At 32.7% G+C, this 16,593-nt stretch carries 14 protein-coding genes; 7 read left to right on the top strand and 7 right to left on the bottom strand.

Going from position 1 to position 16,593, the window contains the following annotated elements:
* Window positions 1-44: 44 nt before the first annotated feature.
* The gene (locus tag VP395_RS12475; RefSeq protein ID WP_346242349.1) at window positions 45-2,264 is read left to right on the top strand and encodes a TonB-dependent receptor; all 2,220 of its coding nucleotides are present in this window, start codon (window positions 45-47) and stop codon (window positions 2,262-2,264) included.
* Between the two features lie 37 nt (window positions 2,265-2,301).
* Here the strand turns inward: VP395_RS12475 and VP395_RS12480 are convergent, their stop codons facing one another.
* The 3 genes from VP395_RS12480 to VP395_RS12490 form a co-directional block, all read right to left on the bottom strand.
* A complete protein-coding gene (locus tag VP395_RS12480; RefSeq protein ID WP_346242350.1) occupies window positions 2,302-2,580 on the bottom strand; it encodes a hypothetical protein in 279 nt (92 codons plus the stop codon).
* 52 nt (window positions 2,581-2,632) lie between these two features.
* A complete protein-coding gene (folE, locus tag VP395_RS12485; protein ID WP_346242351.1) occupies window positions 2,633-3,220 on the bottom strand; it encodes a GTP cyclohydrolase I FolE in 588 nt (195 codons plus the stop codon).
* A 78-nt stretch (window positions 3,221-3,298) separates the two neighbouring features.
* Complete coding sequence (locus VP395_RS12490; protein WP_346242352.1) at window positions 3,299-3,532, bottom strand: hypothetical protein; 234 nt, start codon at window positions 3,530-3,532, stop codon at window positions 3,299-3,301.
* 129 nt (window positions 3,533-3,661) lie between these two features.
* On the opposite strand from VP395_RS12490, the gene VP395_RS12495 reads away from it, so the two are divergent.
* A complete protein-coding gene (locus VP395_RS12495) occupies window positions 3,662-4,327 on the top strand; it encodes an ABC transporter ATP-binding protein (RefSeq protein WP_346242353.1) in 666 nt (221 codons plus the stop codon).
* 82 nt (window positions 4,328-4,409) lie between these two features.
* Here VP395_RS12495 and VP395_RS12500 read toward each other — a convergent pair whose 3' ends face one another.
* The 3 genes from VP395_RS12500 to VP395_RS12510 all read right to left on the bottom strand — a co-directional run bounded on the left by VP395_RS12500 (window position 4,410) and on the right by VP395_RS12510 (window position 8,929).
* Window positions 4,410-5,216 carry a hypothetical protein gene (locus VP395_RS12500; RefSeq protein WP_346242354.1) on the bottom strand — a complete coding sequence of 269 codons (807 nt, stop codon included), beginning with the start codon at window positions 5,214-5,216 and terminating at the stop codon, window positions 4,410-4,412.
* A gap of 88 nt (window positions 5,217-5,304) precedes the next feature.
* Window positions 5,305-6,450, bottom strand: coding sequence for a PepSY-associated TM helix domain-containing protein (locus tag VP395_RS12505; protein ID WP_346242355.1), 1,146 nt, complete (start codon window positions 6,448-6,450; stop codon window positions 5,305-5,307).
* A gap of 55 nt (window positions 6,451-6,505) precedes the next feature.
* Window positions 6,506-8,929 carry a TonB-dependent siderophore receptor gene (locus VP395_RS12510; RefSeq protein WP_346242356.1) on the bottom strand — a complete coding sequence of 808 codons (2,424 nt, stop codon included), beginning with the start codon at window positions 8,927-8,929 and terminating at the stop codon, window positions 6,506-6,508.
* 193 nt (window positions 8,930-9,122) lie between these two features.
* Here VP395_RS12510 and VP395_RS12515 point away from each other — a divergent pair, with 193 nt between their 5' ends.
* A complete protein-coding gene (locus tag VP395_RS12515; RefSeq protein ID WP_346242357.1) occupies window positions 9,123-9,887 on the top strand; it encodes a TIGR02757 family protein in 765 nt (254 codons plus the stop codon).
* Window positions 9,888-10,014: 127 nt separating this feature from the next.
* Here the strand turns inward: VP395_RS12515 and VP395_RS12520 are convergent, their stop codons facing one another.
* Window positions 10,015-11,907 (bottom strand): M61 family metallopeptidase, encoded by a 1,893-nt coding sequence (locus tag VP395_RS12520; protein ID WP_346242358.1) that lies wholly within the window; start codon window positions 11,905-11,907, stop codon window positions 10,015-10,017.
* 104 nt (window positions 11,908-12,011) lie between these two features.
* On the opposite strand from VP395_RS12520, the gene VP395_RS12525 reads away from it, so the two are divergent.
* The 4 genes from VP395_RS12525 to VP395_RS12540 are packed head-to-tail and all read left to right on the top strand — an operon-like array spanning window position 12,012 to window position 16,592.
* A complete protein-coding gene (locus tag VP395_RS12525; RefSeq protein WP_346242424.1) occupies window positions 12,012-13,019 on the top strand; it encodes a glycosyltransferase family 2 protein in 1,008 nt (335 codons plus the stop codon).
* A gap of 59 nt (window positions 13,020-13,078) precedes the next feature.
* On the top strand, window positions 13,079-15,004 hold the full coding sequence (locus tag VP395_RS12530) for a BatA domain-containing protein (protein WP_346242359.1): 1,926 nt from the start codon (window positions 13,079-13,081) through the stop codon (window positions 15,002-15,004).
* Window positions 15,001-16,257 (top strand): dihydroorotase, encoded by a 1,257-nt coding sequence (locus VP395_RS12535; RefSeq protein ID WP_346242360.1) that lies wholly within the window; start codon window positions 15,001-15,003, stop codon window positions 16,255-16,257. Before VP395_RS12530 ends, VP395_RS12535 begins: the two co-directional genes overlap by 4 nt.
* 2 nt (window positions 16,258-16,259) lie before the next feature.
* Window positions 16,260-16,592, top strand: a complete 333-nt coding sequence (locus tag VP395_RS12540; protein ID WP_346242361.1) for a hypothetical protein — start codon at window positions 16,260-16,262, stop codon at window positions 16,590-16,592.
* Window position 16,593: the final 1 nt, after the last annotated feature.

Here is a 16,593-nt window from a genome sequence, read left to right on the forward strand (position 1 = left end):
AAAACCATTCAGTAAAAAACATTATTAAATTAAAAAATTACTACATGCGAATATTATTAAATATGTTGCTATTCCTAGCAATTACAAACTTATATGCACAAAATTCAATAAAAGGAACCGTTGTTGATGCCAATACTAAACAAGGTTTGGTTTATGCTAATATCTATTTTACAGAAATTGAAAAAGGCACCGCAACCAATGAAAACGGTTTTTTCTCTTTAGAAAGCATTCCTTCTGGTAACTATAAAATTCTGGTTTCCATATTAGGTTACGAAACAAAATCGGTAAACGTAAGCATACCCAACACAACCGACTTAGAAATAAGTTTAACACCTTCAGCCATTGAAATGGAAGCAGTTATAGTTTCTACACCGTTTCATAAACTTCAAAGTGAAAATGTGATGAAGGTAGAACACAAAACCATGCAAAATTTAAAAGCGAAAGGTGCCGTAAATTTATCAGATGGTATTACAAATATTGCTGGTGTTGAAAGTGTTACAACTGGTTTGAGTATTGGAAAACCTGTTATTCGTGGGTTAAGTTCCAATCGGGTATTGGTTTATGCCCAAGGGGTGCGTTTGGAAAATCAACAATTTGGAGATGAGCACGGTTTAGGGCTAAGCGATTCGGGTATTGAAAGTGTTGAAGTTATCAAAGGCCCCGCTTCTCTACTCTATGGTAGTGATGCGCTTGGTGGTGTGCTCTATTTAAATCCTGAAAAGTTTTCTCAAAGCAATACTTCTAGTGCTGATTTTAGTGGTAATTATTTTAGCAATACGCAGGGTTTTAATACCAATGCTGGATACAAATCGTCGGACGAGCATTTTAAATTCCTATTTAGAGGAAGCTTAACCGAACATGCCGATTACAAATCCAATACCTACCGCGTTACCAATACACGTTTTAGAGAGCAAGATTTTAAAGCTGGCTTGGGTTACCAAAAAAATAGCTTTAAAACGGAGTTTCGTTACAATGTAAACAATTCAAAACTAGGTATTCCTGAAGAAATTGGAGAACAATCAACTCTTAAAACACCGATGCTTCCTTATCAAAATATCACAAACCATTTATTTAGTTCAAAATCGACTGTGTTCTTTAATAAATCTCGTTTAGATATTAATTTAGGATATATCTATAATGATAGAAAAGAATTTGAAGAACACCATCACGATGAAGATGAGGAAGAAGATGAGCATGAGGAACATAATGAGGAAGCATTTGAAGCTGCACTTCGTATGAAGTTAAAAACAGCCAATTATGATGTTAAATTCACCCTGCCAAAATTAGGAAAATTTGAAACCATAGTTGGCGTACAAGGCATGAACCAAACAAACTCCAATTACGGAGAAGAACAATTAATTCCCGACGCTACCACAAATGATGTAGGGGTTTTAGCAACATCTCACATTCACTTTGAAAAAGTAGATGTACAATTGGGTGCACGCTTTGATAACCGACACATTGATATTGCCACGGGTTTACAAAAAGATTTCAATAGTTTTAACGGTGCTTTAGGTTTTAAAACCAATATTGCCAACAACGTTACGGCACGTGTAAATTTAGCCTCTGGATTTAGGGCACCCAATTTAGCTGAGTTAACTTCCGATGGTTCTCATGAAGGCACCAACCGTTATGAAATTGGAAATCCTGACTTAGATAATGAACAAAACTTCCAATCGGATATTGCTTTAGAATTTAAGAATGAACACGTTGAGTTTTTTGTAAACGGTTTTTATAACAAAATCAATAACTACATTTATCTATCGCCTGACGGAAGCGAAATTGACAACAAGCCGGTTTTTCTTTATTTACAAAACGATGCCAATTTATATGGAGGTGAAGTTGGGTTACACATCCACCCGCACCCTTTAGATTGGTTGCATATAGAATCGAGTTTTGAAACTGTTACAGGAAAACAGGCTAACAATGATTACTTGCCTTTGATTCCTGCAAATTCGTTAACAAATATTTTAAGGGTTGAGTTTGATAAACCGTGGTTAAATAAAGGTTATTCATTTATAAAATTAACAACCACTTTTAATCAAAATAATATCAGTGCTTTTGAAACCAGTACGAATGGTTATAATTTATTAAGTGCTGGATTGGGTGGAAGCTTTAAACTATTTAAAAACGAAGCTGCTGTTACTTTATCTGGAACTAACTTGACTAACAAGACCTATATCAACCACCTATCGCGTTTAAAACCTGATGGTATTTTCAATATGGGACGAAACATAACTGTTGGATTGACTTATAATTTGTAAAAAGCAAAAATCCCTTTCAAGTTTGAAAGGGATTTTTTTATTGTTCAATTTCAATAATCGTTTTTTCTTCCTTACTAAAAACATAAGTTATAAACCACATAATAGTAAAGGTTGGGATAATGTCTAAACCTGGTATAATCTCTTCTAAAAACGAAATAACTCCAGCTACTTTACCTTTGGTTCCTTTATACATTTTACTTATTAAATACCCCGAAAGTGGAGCCCAAATAATATCTATGATGGTTATAAAACCAATAATATCGAATACGATACTTAATGCTAGTTTTTTGTATTTATTTAATTTTTCTAAATTCATTTATAATGATATTGTATTGTTAATGAACACATTGCAATAAATATACCACAAACTACTTCCCTATTAATTTTAAAAATTCATTTCTGGTTTCAATTTTTTCAAATTGCCCACGAAAACCCGAGGTGGTGGTTACCGAATTTTGCTTTTGCACACCACGCATCATCATACACATGTGCGACGCTTCAATAACAACCGCAACACCTTGAGGTTTTAAAGTGTTGTTAATACAATCTAAAATTTGTTCAGTTAATCGCTCTTGCACTTGCAAACGGCGAGCAAACACATCAACAATTCTGGGTAATTTGCTCAAACCAACAATATGCCCATTTGGTATATAAGCAATATGCGCTTTTCCAAAAAATGGTAAAATATGGTGCTCGCAAAGCGAATACAACTCAATGTCCTTTACAATAACCATTTCGTTATAACTCTCCTTAAACATGGCACTTTTAAGAATTTCAATAGGGTCTTGATGATACCCCTGTGTTAAAAACTGCATAGCTTTGGCAGCACGCTCTGGCGTTTTTAGCAAACCATCGCGCTCGGTATTTTCACCTAAATCTTCAATAATGTTTTTATACCTCTCTTTCACATCATCGGTAACCTGCATGTTATATTCTTCAAAATTTTTATATGGCATTCTTAATGATTTTTGTAATACTTAACGTTCTTAATAATCTGCGTTTTCAATGCAGTTTATTTTGTGTTAGCAAACGTTTTACAGTGACAATTTATTTCTTTTCCGGTATGTGATAATACTACCAATAATAATCAGAATTATTGAAGGATAAAAACTTAGCATTGCTAATATTCCAGGTCCTACACCATTTCCTGCGTCAATTATTCCTAATGTATCAAGTCCTAATAAAATTAATAGAGGTCCAGATCCCAAAACGAATACTATTAGTCCAATCTTTAGCGTTAAATGTAATTTACTCCAAGTTGATTTCATCGTAATTGATTAATTTATTTTGGTGAATGTTTGTTAAATATAATGGATAAATAGAACATAGCAATAAAAACAATTCTTAATTGTACAGCACAGCTTAAAGTAGTATTTTCACGCTATTATTTTACAGTTATGATTCAAGCAAAAAACATTCATAAATTTTATAAGGATTTAGAAGTTCTTAAAGGCGTAGATATTCATGTACAAAAAGGTGAAGTTGTTTCTATTGTAGGTGCTTCGGGTGCAGGAAAAACAACTTTATTACAAATTTTGGGCACTTTAGATAGAGCTTCTTCTAAAGAAGCCTACGAACTTGCCATAAACAATATTAGCATTAATGGACTTAACGATAAAGCCTTAGCGAAGTTTAGAAACGAACATATAGGATTTATTTTTCAGTTTCACCAGTTACTGCCTGAATTCACTGCTCTGGAAAACACCTGCTTGCCTGCTTTTATTAAAGGCACCAAAAAAGCTGATGCTGAAAAACGAGCTAAAGAACTCTTGGATTTTTTAGGATTATCACATCGATACCACCACAAGCCTAACGAACTTTCTGGTGGAGAACAGCAACGTGTTGCTGTTGCTAGAGCACTAATAAATAACCCTGATTTAATTTTTGCCGATGAACCTTCAGGAAATTTAGACAGTGAATCTGCCGAAAATTTACATAGCTTATTTTTTAAATTGCGTGATGAATTTGGACAAACTTTCGTGATTGTAACCCACAACGAAGACCTTGCTAATTTAGCTGATAGAAAACTGGTGATGGTTGATGGGAAAATAACCAATAACTAAAAAAAAAACAGTTTTAAATAAAATAGAAAAGGGTTTGTTGAATATTCAACAAACCCTTTTCTATTTTATTTTGATGCTTTAATTAGTTTCCAAAAGGATATTCTTTACCAAATATGGTAATCATTTTAGTGTTATAATTTAATTTAATATTGTCTATACTTCCAACGCTAACATCTAAAATACCAGACTCAATACCTCTTGGTAATAACACAAAATGTAATGATTCTTCTATAGTTAATGAATACTCAACTCCTTTTGAACTTATTCCAGATTGCATACCGTCTAACATATACTCATCATCCCAAATATTAAATGGTGTATCAGAGCCAGCAACCCAAGTTCTAGTGGAATTTTCGGTATAATTGATGGTTTTACCAGCGTTTGTGGTAATTTTTCCATTTTCAATGATAACACTGTATTGCAAATCACCAGTTCCATTTTTACCTAAATTTTTCACATAATGTGTCCCTTCAACTTTATAATCGTTATGGTAATAGTTGTTAAAAGTTGTAGAATGTTCACTACCTGCTACACCATACCAATTGGTAGAAATAATAGTAGCTATTCCCTTACGTGTTATGCCGTCTTTGCACAACACACCCTCTTGATAATCAATAGTTATGGTTTTAGGAAACGTAGTAAAATCCAAAGGTTCAACAGTTATTATTGGGCCGTCGCTACTCGTTTTACTCATTTTTGAATTAGATGCTGAATTTTCAGAACTTAAAACAGCGTCTCCGCTATTATTACCAGCATCTTGAAAAACCTTATTCACTATTGCATATTCGGTTAAAGCTTCAATAGCAGTGGCAGAATCAACTGTTTTCTGTAATTCTTCTTCACAACTCATAAAAAAGAGTGCAAGAATTGGGACAATCATTTTTTTCATAATACATTATTTATTTTTGCTAAATAACGCTATAAATTCTAATTTTAGTTTATTCAATCTTCAGAATTTTGTATTTAAAAGTTAAATTCTACCGTTCATCGATTGTTTTTACTGGCTTTTCCTTCTTATATTTTCTGCCATACCATAAAAGAATGCCGGTTACTGGCAAGGTTGCCGTAAGTAAACTAACCAAAAAAGCAATAATTTTCCCTGGTAAACCGCCAATGGCTCCTATGTGTATATCGTAATTCATTCGAAGAATTTTTTCGGCTACTTTGGTATCGCTATATTTACCATAAACTCCAGGTGTTTCAAGTTCTTCTAAGGTATTTTGGTCGTAAAAGCGAAAATCGGTATCGTAAAAAACATCTTTACTGTTTGAAACCTCTACATAGACACTCGAAGAATCTGTTTCAGGGTAGTGTAACTCATAACTAACAGCATTTGGTAATTCCTGTTTAAGCTTCACAATTAAATTGTCAATAGCAAAAGTTTCGCTATCCAAACTTGCAGTAGCACTTTCATTTAGTGGAATGATAAATTGGGGTACTTTATCCCCGCCTGCTGCTCTGTAAACCACATACTTCATCCAGTTATATGACATCACAGTGCCTGTAAATGCCAAAATTAATGCCAGTGAACAAATGTAAAAGCCAACAATAGCATGTAAATCGAAGTTTTTTCGTTTCCAACCCGTTGTAGGTTTCCAAATAAATTTTAAGCGTTGCTTTAAGTTTTTACGCTTTTTTGGGAGCCATAAAATGAATCCTGAAATGATGATTAAAATGAATATTAAAATAGAAGCACCCACAATTTGTTCTCCTATATCTTTTGGAAACCATAAACGTATATGTCCTTTTAAAATAAAAGAGAAAAAACCAGAAAAATGATCTTCGATATGCATGACATCTCCTGTGTAAGGATTTAAAAATACACTTTGATAAAATTCAGGATAGGCATCATAAAAAATAATCTCAATAGCTTCATTACTGTTGCTAAAAATACTTCCGTGAATAGTGTTATTTGGAAAAACGGTATTCCCTATGGTTTTAACTTCTGTTGGTGTTAAAATAGGTTTATTCTGAATTTCAACTGTATAATTTTCAGTGTAAAGACTTTCAATTTCTTCTTTAAATGCCCAACAACAGCCCGTAATTGCAACAATAAAAACAACAACACCTGTTACCAATCCTAAAATTTTATGAAGCCAAAGAATGCTTTTTTTATATGCCATATTCAAGTAGAAAAGGGCAATTTTTAATTGCCCTTAGTATTTTTAGTGAATAATATTAAAATCTATAAGTAACATTTGCCAATAAGGTTCGTGGTGCTTGCGGGTTGATGGTTGACCATCCTTTATAATACTCCTTATTGAATGCGTTATTCAATTTAACACCAACAGTATATTTGTCTGCTGCATAAAAAATAGACGCATTGACAATGGTATAACTTGGCAAAACAAACTCACCTGTTGATGCGTAGTTTATAGCAAAACGCTCACTAGAACCATTAAATCCGAAACCTAAACCAAAGCCATCTAAACTTCCTTCTTGAAATTCATAATTTGCCCATAAATTATATAGATTTCTTGGACCAGCTTCAAGCGGTCTTCTGTTTAAAATATTAGCATTATCAGATTTTGTTGTTTCACTATAGTTGTTGCTAAATCCACCACGAACGTTTAACCCATTTACTGGATTCGCGTTAATTTCAACCTCAAAACCTCTACTTACCACTTCTCCACCTTGAATTTTGTTGAATGGAGAATCTGGATCTGTAATAACTCTATCGGTTACTTTAATATCATAATAACTGACAGTAGCATTTAATCTGCTATTGAAAAGATTTGTTTTAACACCAAACTCTAACTGATTTGCTTGCTCTGGACTGAATGTTTTCAGAGTTTGAGGTCCTGCGCCTGGGTCGCCTACCAATGCTGGTGCTACGTTTTTGAAACCATTTTGATAATTGGCAAACAATGATAATTTGTTTAAAATAGGCTGAAATAACAGTCCGAATTTTGGTGAAAATGTAGTTTGGTTATAATCATCATCTGGATTTGCCAAAGAACCTTCATTATTAAACCTATCCAAACGAAGTCCCACCATAGCAGAGAAACTTTGGGTAAAGTTTAAAACGTTAGATGCATAGGCACTATAAATGCTATATTTCGATTTTGAATTTCCAACAGATTGAGAAGCCAAAACAGCATCAACTCCAGCTGTAGATAATGGATAGTTATCCGTTTCAACATCTGTCGTAAAAGGATTATCTCCATTAGATCCACCTTGAGGTGTTACATTACCATAAAACGCATAGCCTGTACTATTGTTAGTTTCAGTAGCATTAAAATAATCCAAACCAATAACCACTCTATTTCTTAAAGAACCAATTTTAAAATCGCCTATAAAATTTTGTTGAATATCGGTGGTTAATGTACTAGCGTTTTGCTTATTTAAAAAACGAGAAAATGTATTACCTTCTAAAATACCATAATCGTATAAATACGTATAATAACCTTTAGTTGAAGTAGAACTTTTTGAAAGCAATGTTTGAGATTGCCAAGTATCAGACAATTTATAATCCATTTGAATTCTATAATTCTGCGTTGGATTTTCAAGCGATAAATCGTTACTTGTAAAAGATAATTTATTGTTATAATTTAATTCCTCAAGATTTGTTGCTACCGAAGGAGCACTTCTGTTTAAGAATAAAAAAGTCGGGTTTGTTTGTTCTGCCTGTGTAATTTCACCATAAAATGAAAACGACAGCTTATTACTCACTTTATATGAAAGTGACGGCGCTACAAAAAACGATTTTCGGAAACCGGCATCTTGAAAACTTTGCTCGGTAGCATATGATGTATTCAACCTGAAATAGATGTTATTGTCTTTATCCAAAGCCGTATTAAAATCGCCTGTAACTTGGTTTAAACCATAAGAGCCCGAAGTAAACGAAAGCTCGCCCCCATTACCCACATATGGTTTTTTAGTGACTACATTTATTAAACCTCCATAAGCAGTAACCGAGTTACCGAATAAGGTAGCAGAAGGGCCTTTCACCACCTCAATACGCTCAATATTTGCTGCATTAATAGTACCATTGGTTAAACCTGGTAAGCCATTAACCAATTCCGGTTGTACCGAAAAACCTCTTAACGAATAATACCCCGCACCATCACCACCTCGACCGGTAGAGGTCCATAAATTTTCTACACCAACAGCATTTTTAAGAGCATCATCAAAATTTGTAACTAATTGTGATTGTAGTAATTCATTTGTAATGGTACTATAAACCTGTGTGTTTTCAATATCTTTTAATGCAAGTTTAGACACATAAGCCGTTTCTTTTCTTGAAAACTTATTGGTTCTATTTCCATTGATAACCACTTCATCTAAAATTTCATCTCCTTCATAAAGAGTGATAATTCCTAAATTGATAGTTTCATTTGAATTTAGTTTAAAAGCGATTTCTTTAGATTTAAAACCTAAATAAGAAATAGCAAGTACATAATTTCCGTTTTTAATTCCAGAAATTTCAAAAATGCCAGTGTCATTAGTTTGTGTTCCTTTTATAGTGTTTTTAACACTCACATTGACCCCGAATAGTGAGGTGTTGTTGTAATCTTTTATAATACCTTTTACGGTTCCACTTTGCGAAAATCCAAAAAGATTTAGCGTTAAAAAGAGAATGATGGTTAGTTGTTTTTTCATTTGTTTTTATTTAGACTTAATATAAATAGTTAATTTTGACGCAAAAATATGTACAGAAATCAGTTTGTGCAAGTTATTTAGAATAAATCTAAATAATATTTTACAAAACCTTGATTTACTATGAATTATAAAGAAGACTTAACTCGTAATTAATAAAAAATAAGGTTATTTTTGAATTTTAAATTTGAAATTTTTGAACAAAAACGAACTAAAAGACTTTCTAGAAAACAAAGTTGAGCAATACAATAACCCCAAATTTATTGAAAGTGACCCCATTCAAATACCGCATCAATTTTCATTGAAAGAAGACATTGAAATTTCGGGTTTTTTAACGGCAACTATTGCTTGGGGAAATAGAAAAAGTATTATTAACAATGCCAAACGGTTGGTTGAATTGCTTGATAATTCACCTTATGATTTTATAATGAATTATAAAGAAACCGATTTAGAAAAGCTACAACCTTTTGTACACAGAACGTTTAATGGAAATGATACTATTCAGTTTATAAAGTGCCTAAAAAACATTTATGTAAACCATAACGGATTGGAAGCTATTTTTACAAAAAACGCTGAAAAACATTCTGTTCAAAATGCCATCTCAAAATTTAAAACCACTTTTTTTGAAGTAGGGCATCTGCAACGCACCCAAAAACATATTAGCGATCCTTTAAAAAATTCGGCAGCAAAACGCATCAATATGTTTTTACGTTGGATGGTTAGAAATGATAAAACCGGCGTTGATTTTGGTATTTGGAACAGCCTCTCTCCTGCTCAACTGTCTTGCCCATTGGATGTGCATTCGGGGAATGTTGCCAGAAAATTAGGTTTGCTTACCAGAAAACAAAATGATGGCAAAGCCTTATTGGAATTAGATACTGCTTTAAGAAAGCTTGATGCCAAAGACCCTGTGAAATATGATTTTGCCTTGTTTGGTTTGGGTGTGTTTGAAGGGTTTTAATATTAAATAACTTATTAACATCAATTGACCTTTCGACTGCGCTCAAGGTGACATTCAAAAAAAAAAAAAAACGATTGACAAACAAAGTTCATCAACCGTTAATCGTAATCCAAAAACAGTAAATTATTTATCCTTTTAACCAAGCATCTCTTAATGTTTTTTGAGCAGGTGTAGCATCTGGTTTTTCCATAATTCCTTCACCCATTGTGTAGCTTGGGGTTGTTTTGGTTTTTATAATTACTTCTTTACCATCTCTCTCTAATTTTACTTCCACGTCTTTACCTGGTTTCCACATAAATACACTTTGCAATACTTGATTTGCATTTTGCATAGATAAATCTGTGCCATCAATAGATTTGATAACATCATTTGGCTGAACACCATTATCTACCCAGAAACTGTTTTGTAAAACCATATCTGTAAAAAATATAGTGCCTGTTTGTGGGTCTCCACTAACTATTGGTGCGCCATTCATTAATATATAATTAGTTTCTACTTTGCCTTCGCCTATTTCTAAACCTACTTTATTAAAAAATTCATTATAATTAATTGGAATATCACCAACAACATGAGCAGTTAAAAAGTCATGAACAGAAGGATAAGTCATGCTTGAAATTTCATCAATAAGCTTATCATCTTCAAACGGCTTGTTTTTACCATATTTATTTGATAGTTCTTTCATTAAGGATAAAATCCCTCTATTTCCATTACTTCCTTCACGCATTAAAATATCTACACACATACCAATTAATGCACCTTTTTGGTACACATTATAATATTCGTCCTTATATGGTGCTTTCAATACATTTTCACTCATAATGGTAAAACTCATGGCATCATTCATTGTTTTGGAACGTTGAATCTTTTCCATGATTTTATTATAGAATTCGTTTTCATCTATCAAATTTTGGTTTACCTGAAATAAATTTGCAAAATATTCGGTTACCCCTTCGTACATCCATAAATGTTTCGAAAACGTTGGATTGTTATAATCGAAATAATGAATGTCCTCAGAATGAATTGATAACGGACTTACAATATGAAAAAATTCGTGAGACACCGTTTCTATCAAGTTATCTTCCAATGCATCTTCTTCCATAGATTCTGGCATAACCACCATGGTAGATGTATGATGTTCGAGAGCTCCAAACCCTTTTGGCGAATCGTCTTTTTCCTCAGATAAATAAAGAAAAATATCATAACGTGGGGTACTATTTATATCTCCTAAAAAGGCTTTTTGTGCTTTCATCATTTTATACATAGCATCTTTTATAGACGTTGCAGAATGTATTTTATTTGGCGAATACACACTTAAAACCACTTTAATATCACCAACCTTAAACTCTTCAACACTAAGTTTACCGTACATCATTGGGTTATCGGTAATATCAAAATATCTAGGTGCCAAATAGCTTGTTGTTATACTAGTACCATCTTCACTTGTTTTTGACGCGGTGTCTGGTAATGCAGATGAACGAACAAAATCGGCAGGAGCAGTTACATCAAGTTTATACTGATTATTTTTTAATGAATCGAAATACCCAATAAAACCGTGAAGATTTAATACGTAATTATCGGGCTCTATATTTGTACCAGCTGGTGAAAAAGGGTTTTCAGATCCAATTCTACCTGAAACTTCAGTATCGTATGTATCATTAACGAAATATGTGATTTTATCTAATTGCTTTGCATTGGAAATCGTCCAAGTATTGGTATCTGTTTTTTTAAAAGGCAATGTATTTCCGTTATAATCCAATGCTTTAAAATCATCTATATATTTACCAAAATCACTAACAGCATAGGTTCCTTGTACCACTTTTGGTATACGATACGTGACTGTTTGCTCCTTAAAACGCCCTGGATTGATAGTTACAGGTGCTTTATCGTTTTCAATTTTTGTTAAGTTTATTGAAGTTTCAATTGGTAGGTTGGTAGCTAAATCGTTACCCGATGTTTTTGTAGCACTACAACTTGCTAAGATGATACAGGCAAATAAAGCGGTTAAAGTTTTGGTATTCATTAATGATTTTTTTTAATTTTTTTAATTGACGCCCAAATTACTATTATGTTACACATCCGCATCTTAAGGTTTTGTTAAAAAGCTTAATTATGTATATTCGCTGCATGCAAAAACCGTTGATAAGTATTTTAACGCCTTTTAAGAATACAGCGCCTTATTTAAGCGAATGTATTGATTCTATTTTAAATCAAACATATACCAATTGGGAATTGCTTATTGTTGATGATGGTTCAACCGATAATAGCTATGATATTGTTAACGCTTTCGCAGATAAAGGCAGCAGGATAAAGCTTTTTAAAAACACAGGAAGTGGTATTATTGATGCATTGCAACTCGCTTTTAAGCAGAGTAAAGGCGACTATATCACCCGAATGGATAGCGATGACATCATGCTACCAAACAAATTGGAAGTTTTACTAAATAACTTAACAACGCATGGCGAAAAACACGTTGCCGTTGGTTTGGTTGAATATTTTAGTGAAACCGGTGTTGGTAAAGGTTATAAAAGTTATGAAACTTGGCTAAATAACTTAACCAAAACAGGTAATAATTATTCTGAAATTTATAAAGAATGCGTAATTCCATCTCCTTGTTGGATGCTGCATAGAAACGATTTAATGGCTTGTGATGCTTTTAATCCGCATTTATATCCTGAAGATTATGATTTAGCCTTTCGGTTTTATAAACACAACTTTAAATGTATTCCTTGTGATGTGGTATTGCACAAATGGCGCGATTACAGCACACGCACTTCTAGAACCCACATCCATTATGCGCAAAATCATTTTACAGAATTAAAACTGCGCCACTTTTTAGAGATTGATTACAACAAAGAAAAAACCTTAACCATTTGGGGCGCTGGCACCAAAGGGAAATTAATGGCAAGTATTTTATTGGAAAAACAAATTCCTTTTGAGTGGATTTGCGATAACCCAAAAAAAATCGGCAAAGCCATTTACGGAAAAACAATGAAAGATTTTAATGCGCTTTCAAATATAAAAAAGCCTCAAAGCATTATCACTGTTGCCAACAAAACAGCACAAAAAGAAATAAGAGGGTATTTAAAAACACTTAATATGCATGCTTTAAAAGATTATATTTTCTTTTGTTAATGTCAACATACAATCAATTATTCATTTTCATTTTTTATATTTGAAAAATATAAAACACAATGCAGTTTAAACACCCCGAACTTCTTTACGCTTTATTTTTACTGCTAATCCCTATTATTGTTCATTTATTTCAGTTGCGTAAGTTTCAAAAAGAAGCGTTTACTAACGTCGCATTTTTAAAAGAAGCCTCCATACAAACCCGAAAAAGTTCTCAAATAAAAAAATGGTTAGTCCTATGTACCAGACTCTTATTGCTTGCTGCCATTATTCTAGCGTTTGCACAACCATTTACTACAAATACCAATACTTTTAATTCTAAAAAAGAAACGGTTATTTATTTAGATAATTCGTTTAGCATGCAAGCTAAAGGTAACCAAGGTGAGCTTTTAAAACGCGCGGTACAAGATATTATTAGTATTGTGCCCGAAAACGAAAAAATAAGCATCATTACAAACGATGAAACCTTTAGAAATACTACAATAAAAGCCGTTAAAAATGATTTATTGCAATTAGATTATTCTGCTAACCGATTAACCCTTGATGCAGCTTTTATAAAAAGCAATACCTTTTTCAGTAAGCAAAAAAACATCTTGAAAAATATTGTGTTTATTTCTGATTTTCAAAAGGATGAGTCTGGTTTCATTCCTAACATCGACTCGTTAACCAATCTACATTTAGTAAAGTTAAAACCTATAAACAACAACAACGTAGCTATCGATTCAGCATATATTACAGCCACTACAGCTTCGTCTGTAGAATTAAAAGTGACTTTAAAAAATAGTGGGAAAACTATTGAAAACTTACCCGTTTCACTATTTAATAATGATGAATTGATTGCTAAAACTTCGGTTGCTATTAAAGACCAGATTGAAACCTCTTTTTCACTTCCAGTTAATGATGTTATTAATGGAAAAATCACTATTGACGATGCCAATTTACAGTTTGATAACAGTTTGTATTTTAATATCAATCAAACTTCTAAAATTAACGTACTTGCTGTTAATGCAGAGGACGATACATTTTTAAAACGTATTTATACTGAAGATGAGTTTAATTTTATTTCAATCCATGAAAATCAATTAAATTATACGCTTATAGACCAACAGCATGTTATAATTTTGAATGAATTAAACAACATCCCTAATGCACTTGTTGATGTCTTAAAATCGTTTACAAATCGTGGCGGTTCGCTTGTTGTTATTCCTTCAACAGCTATTAATATAGAATCTTATAATCAATTACTTATTAATTTTGGAAGTCGTTTTAATAAAATAATTCAAACCGAAAAACGCATCACCACAATTAATTATTCGCATCCTTTATACAATTCTGGTGTGTTTGAAAAACAAGTTGATAATTTTCAATACCCAACAACTGCCAGTTTTTATAATATAGCCTCTAAAAACGCAGCCGCTATTTTAAAATTTGAAGATGGAAAACCTTTTTTAAACCATACTAAAAATACATTTGTATTTACTTCAGCCCTAAACGGTACTAATTCCAGTTTTAAAAATTCACCTTTAATAGTGCCCACACTTTATAATATTGGAAAATTCAGCTTTAAAAATCCTGCTTTATATTATACTATTGGAAAAGAAAACATCTTTGATGTTGAAACTACATTGCAGCAAGATGATATTCTATCATTAGTAAATGCTGAGATTACCATCATACCAAAACAGCAATATTTTAATAACAAAGTGGTGATTAGTACCTCTGAAACGCCTTCAATAGCCCATATTTATGCTATTAAAGATAAAAACGAAACCATTAAAAACGTTAGTTATAATTACAATAGAAACGAAAGTAGTTTGGTTTACAGAAATCTATCAGCTTCAAAAAACGTAACTGTTAGCGATTCGATTACAGAGATTTTCGACACTATAAAAAGTGATGCAAAAATTAACGCCTTATGGAAATGGTTTGTTATTTTTGCACTAGCGTTATTGATTATTGAAATGCTCATATTAAAATACTTTAAATGAACATACTTATAAAATCTGCCACCATCATAGATTCTAAAAGCGAGTTTCACAATACAACTCAGGATTTATTAATAGAAAATGGTGTAATTACAGAGATTGCCAACACTATTAAAAACCCGAAAAACTATCAAGAAATTGCTTTTGAAAACCTTCATATTTCGCAAGGTTGGTTTGATAGTAGTGTGTGTTTTGGAGAACCTGGTTTTGAAGAACGCGATACCATTGCAAACGGATTAAAAACAGCAGCTGCATCAGGTTTTACAGCAGTTGCAATGAATGCACATACTAATCCAGTAATAGATTCAAATTCTGATATTACGTATGTCACTTCAAAAGCAGCTAACAACGCTGTTACTTTATTACCTGTTGGTGCTTTAACAGTATGCAGTAAAGGGGACGATTTAGCAGAGCTTTACGACATGAATACCGCTGGTGCCGTGGCGTTTTACGATTATAAAAAACCAATAGTAAACCCTAACCTGATGAAAATTGCACTACAATATGCCAGTAATTTTAATGGTTTGGTATGTTCGTTTCCGCAAGAAAATAAAATTGCAGGAAACGGTGTGGTTAATGAGCATATTACCAGTACCAAACTTGGTTTAAAAGGCATTCCTGCGTTAGCAGAAGAACTTCAAGTGGCGCGCGATTTGTTTTTGTTGGAGTATACGGGTGGGAAATTGCATATCCCAACCATTTCAACAGTAAAATCGGTGGAATTGATTCGAGAAGCCAAAAAGAAAAAACTGGATATTACCTGTAGCGTTGCCATTCATAACCTATACTTTACCGATGCGGTTTTAACCGATTTTAACACTCACTTTAAAGTATTGCCGCCATTAAGAACGCAAACCGATGTAGATGCTTTGGTAGAAGCTGTGAAAGATGGTACCATTGATATGGTTACCAGCGACCACAACCCTATTGATATTGAACACAAAAAAATAGAGTTTGATTATGCTGCTTATGGAAGCATTGGTTTAGAAAGTGCTTTTGGCGCTTTACAAACTGTTTTTACAACCAAGAAAACCATCGATATTTTAACCAAAGGAAAAACTCGATTTGGTTTAGAAGCAACCCCAATTAACATTGGAAACAAACTGAATATCACACTTTTTAATCCAGATACTAAATACACTTTTTCTATAAAGCATATTATTTCAAAATCTAAAAACGCTATTTTTGAAAATGAAACTTTAAAAGGAAATATATATGGTATTATTGCAAACAATAAAGTGTCTTTAAATTCATAAATATGACAGAACAAGATATTGAAGCAGGAAGAAACAACGCTATTATTAGCTACTTAACCATTTTTGGAACCATAATAGCTTTTTACCTAAATAATGAAAACAAAAGTGCGTTTGCCAGTTTTCACATAAGACAAGCACTTGGTTTATGGCTAACGTTTTTTGCTCTTGGTTATATAGTGGGCATTTTTGATAGTTGGTTTATTACCTTTGGGTTTTATATGTTTTTTGGAGTACTTTTTATATTTGGTTTCGCCAATGCCGTTGCCAGAAAAGCGCAAACGGTACCGCTTGTTGGAGAATTATATCAAAAACTATTTGCAAATCTAGGTAAATAAC

Origin of the sequence: Mariniflexile soesokkakense (assembly GCF_039650365.1) — a bacterium.
In the GTDB taxonomy this organism is placed as follows: Bacteria; Bacteroidota; Bacteroidia; order Flavobacteriales; family Flavobacteriaceae; genus Mariniflexile; species Mariniflexile soesokkakense.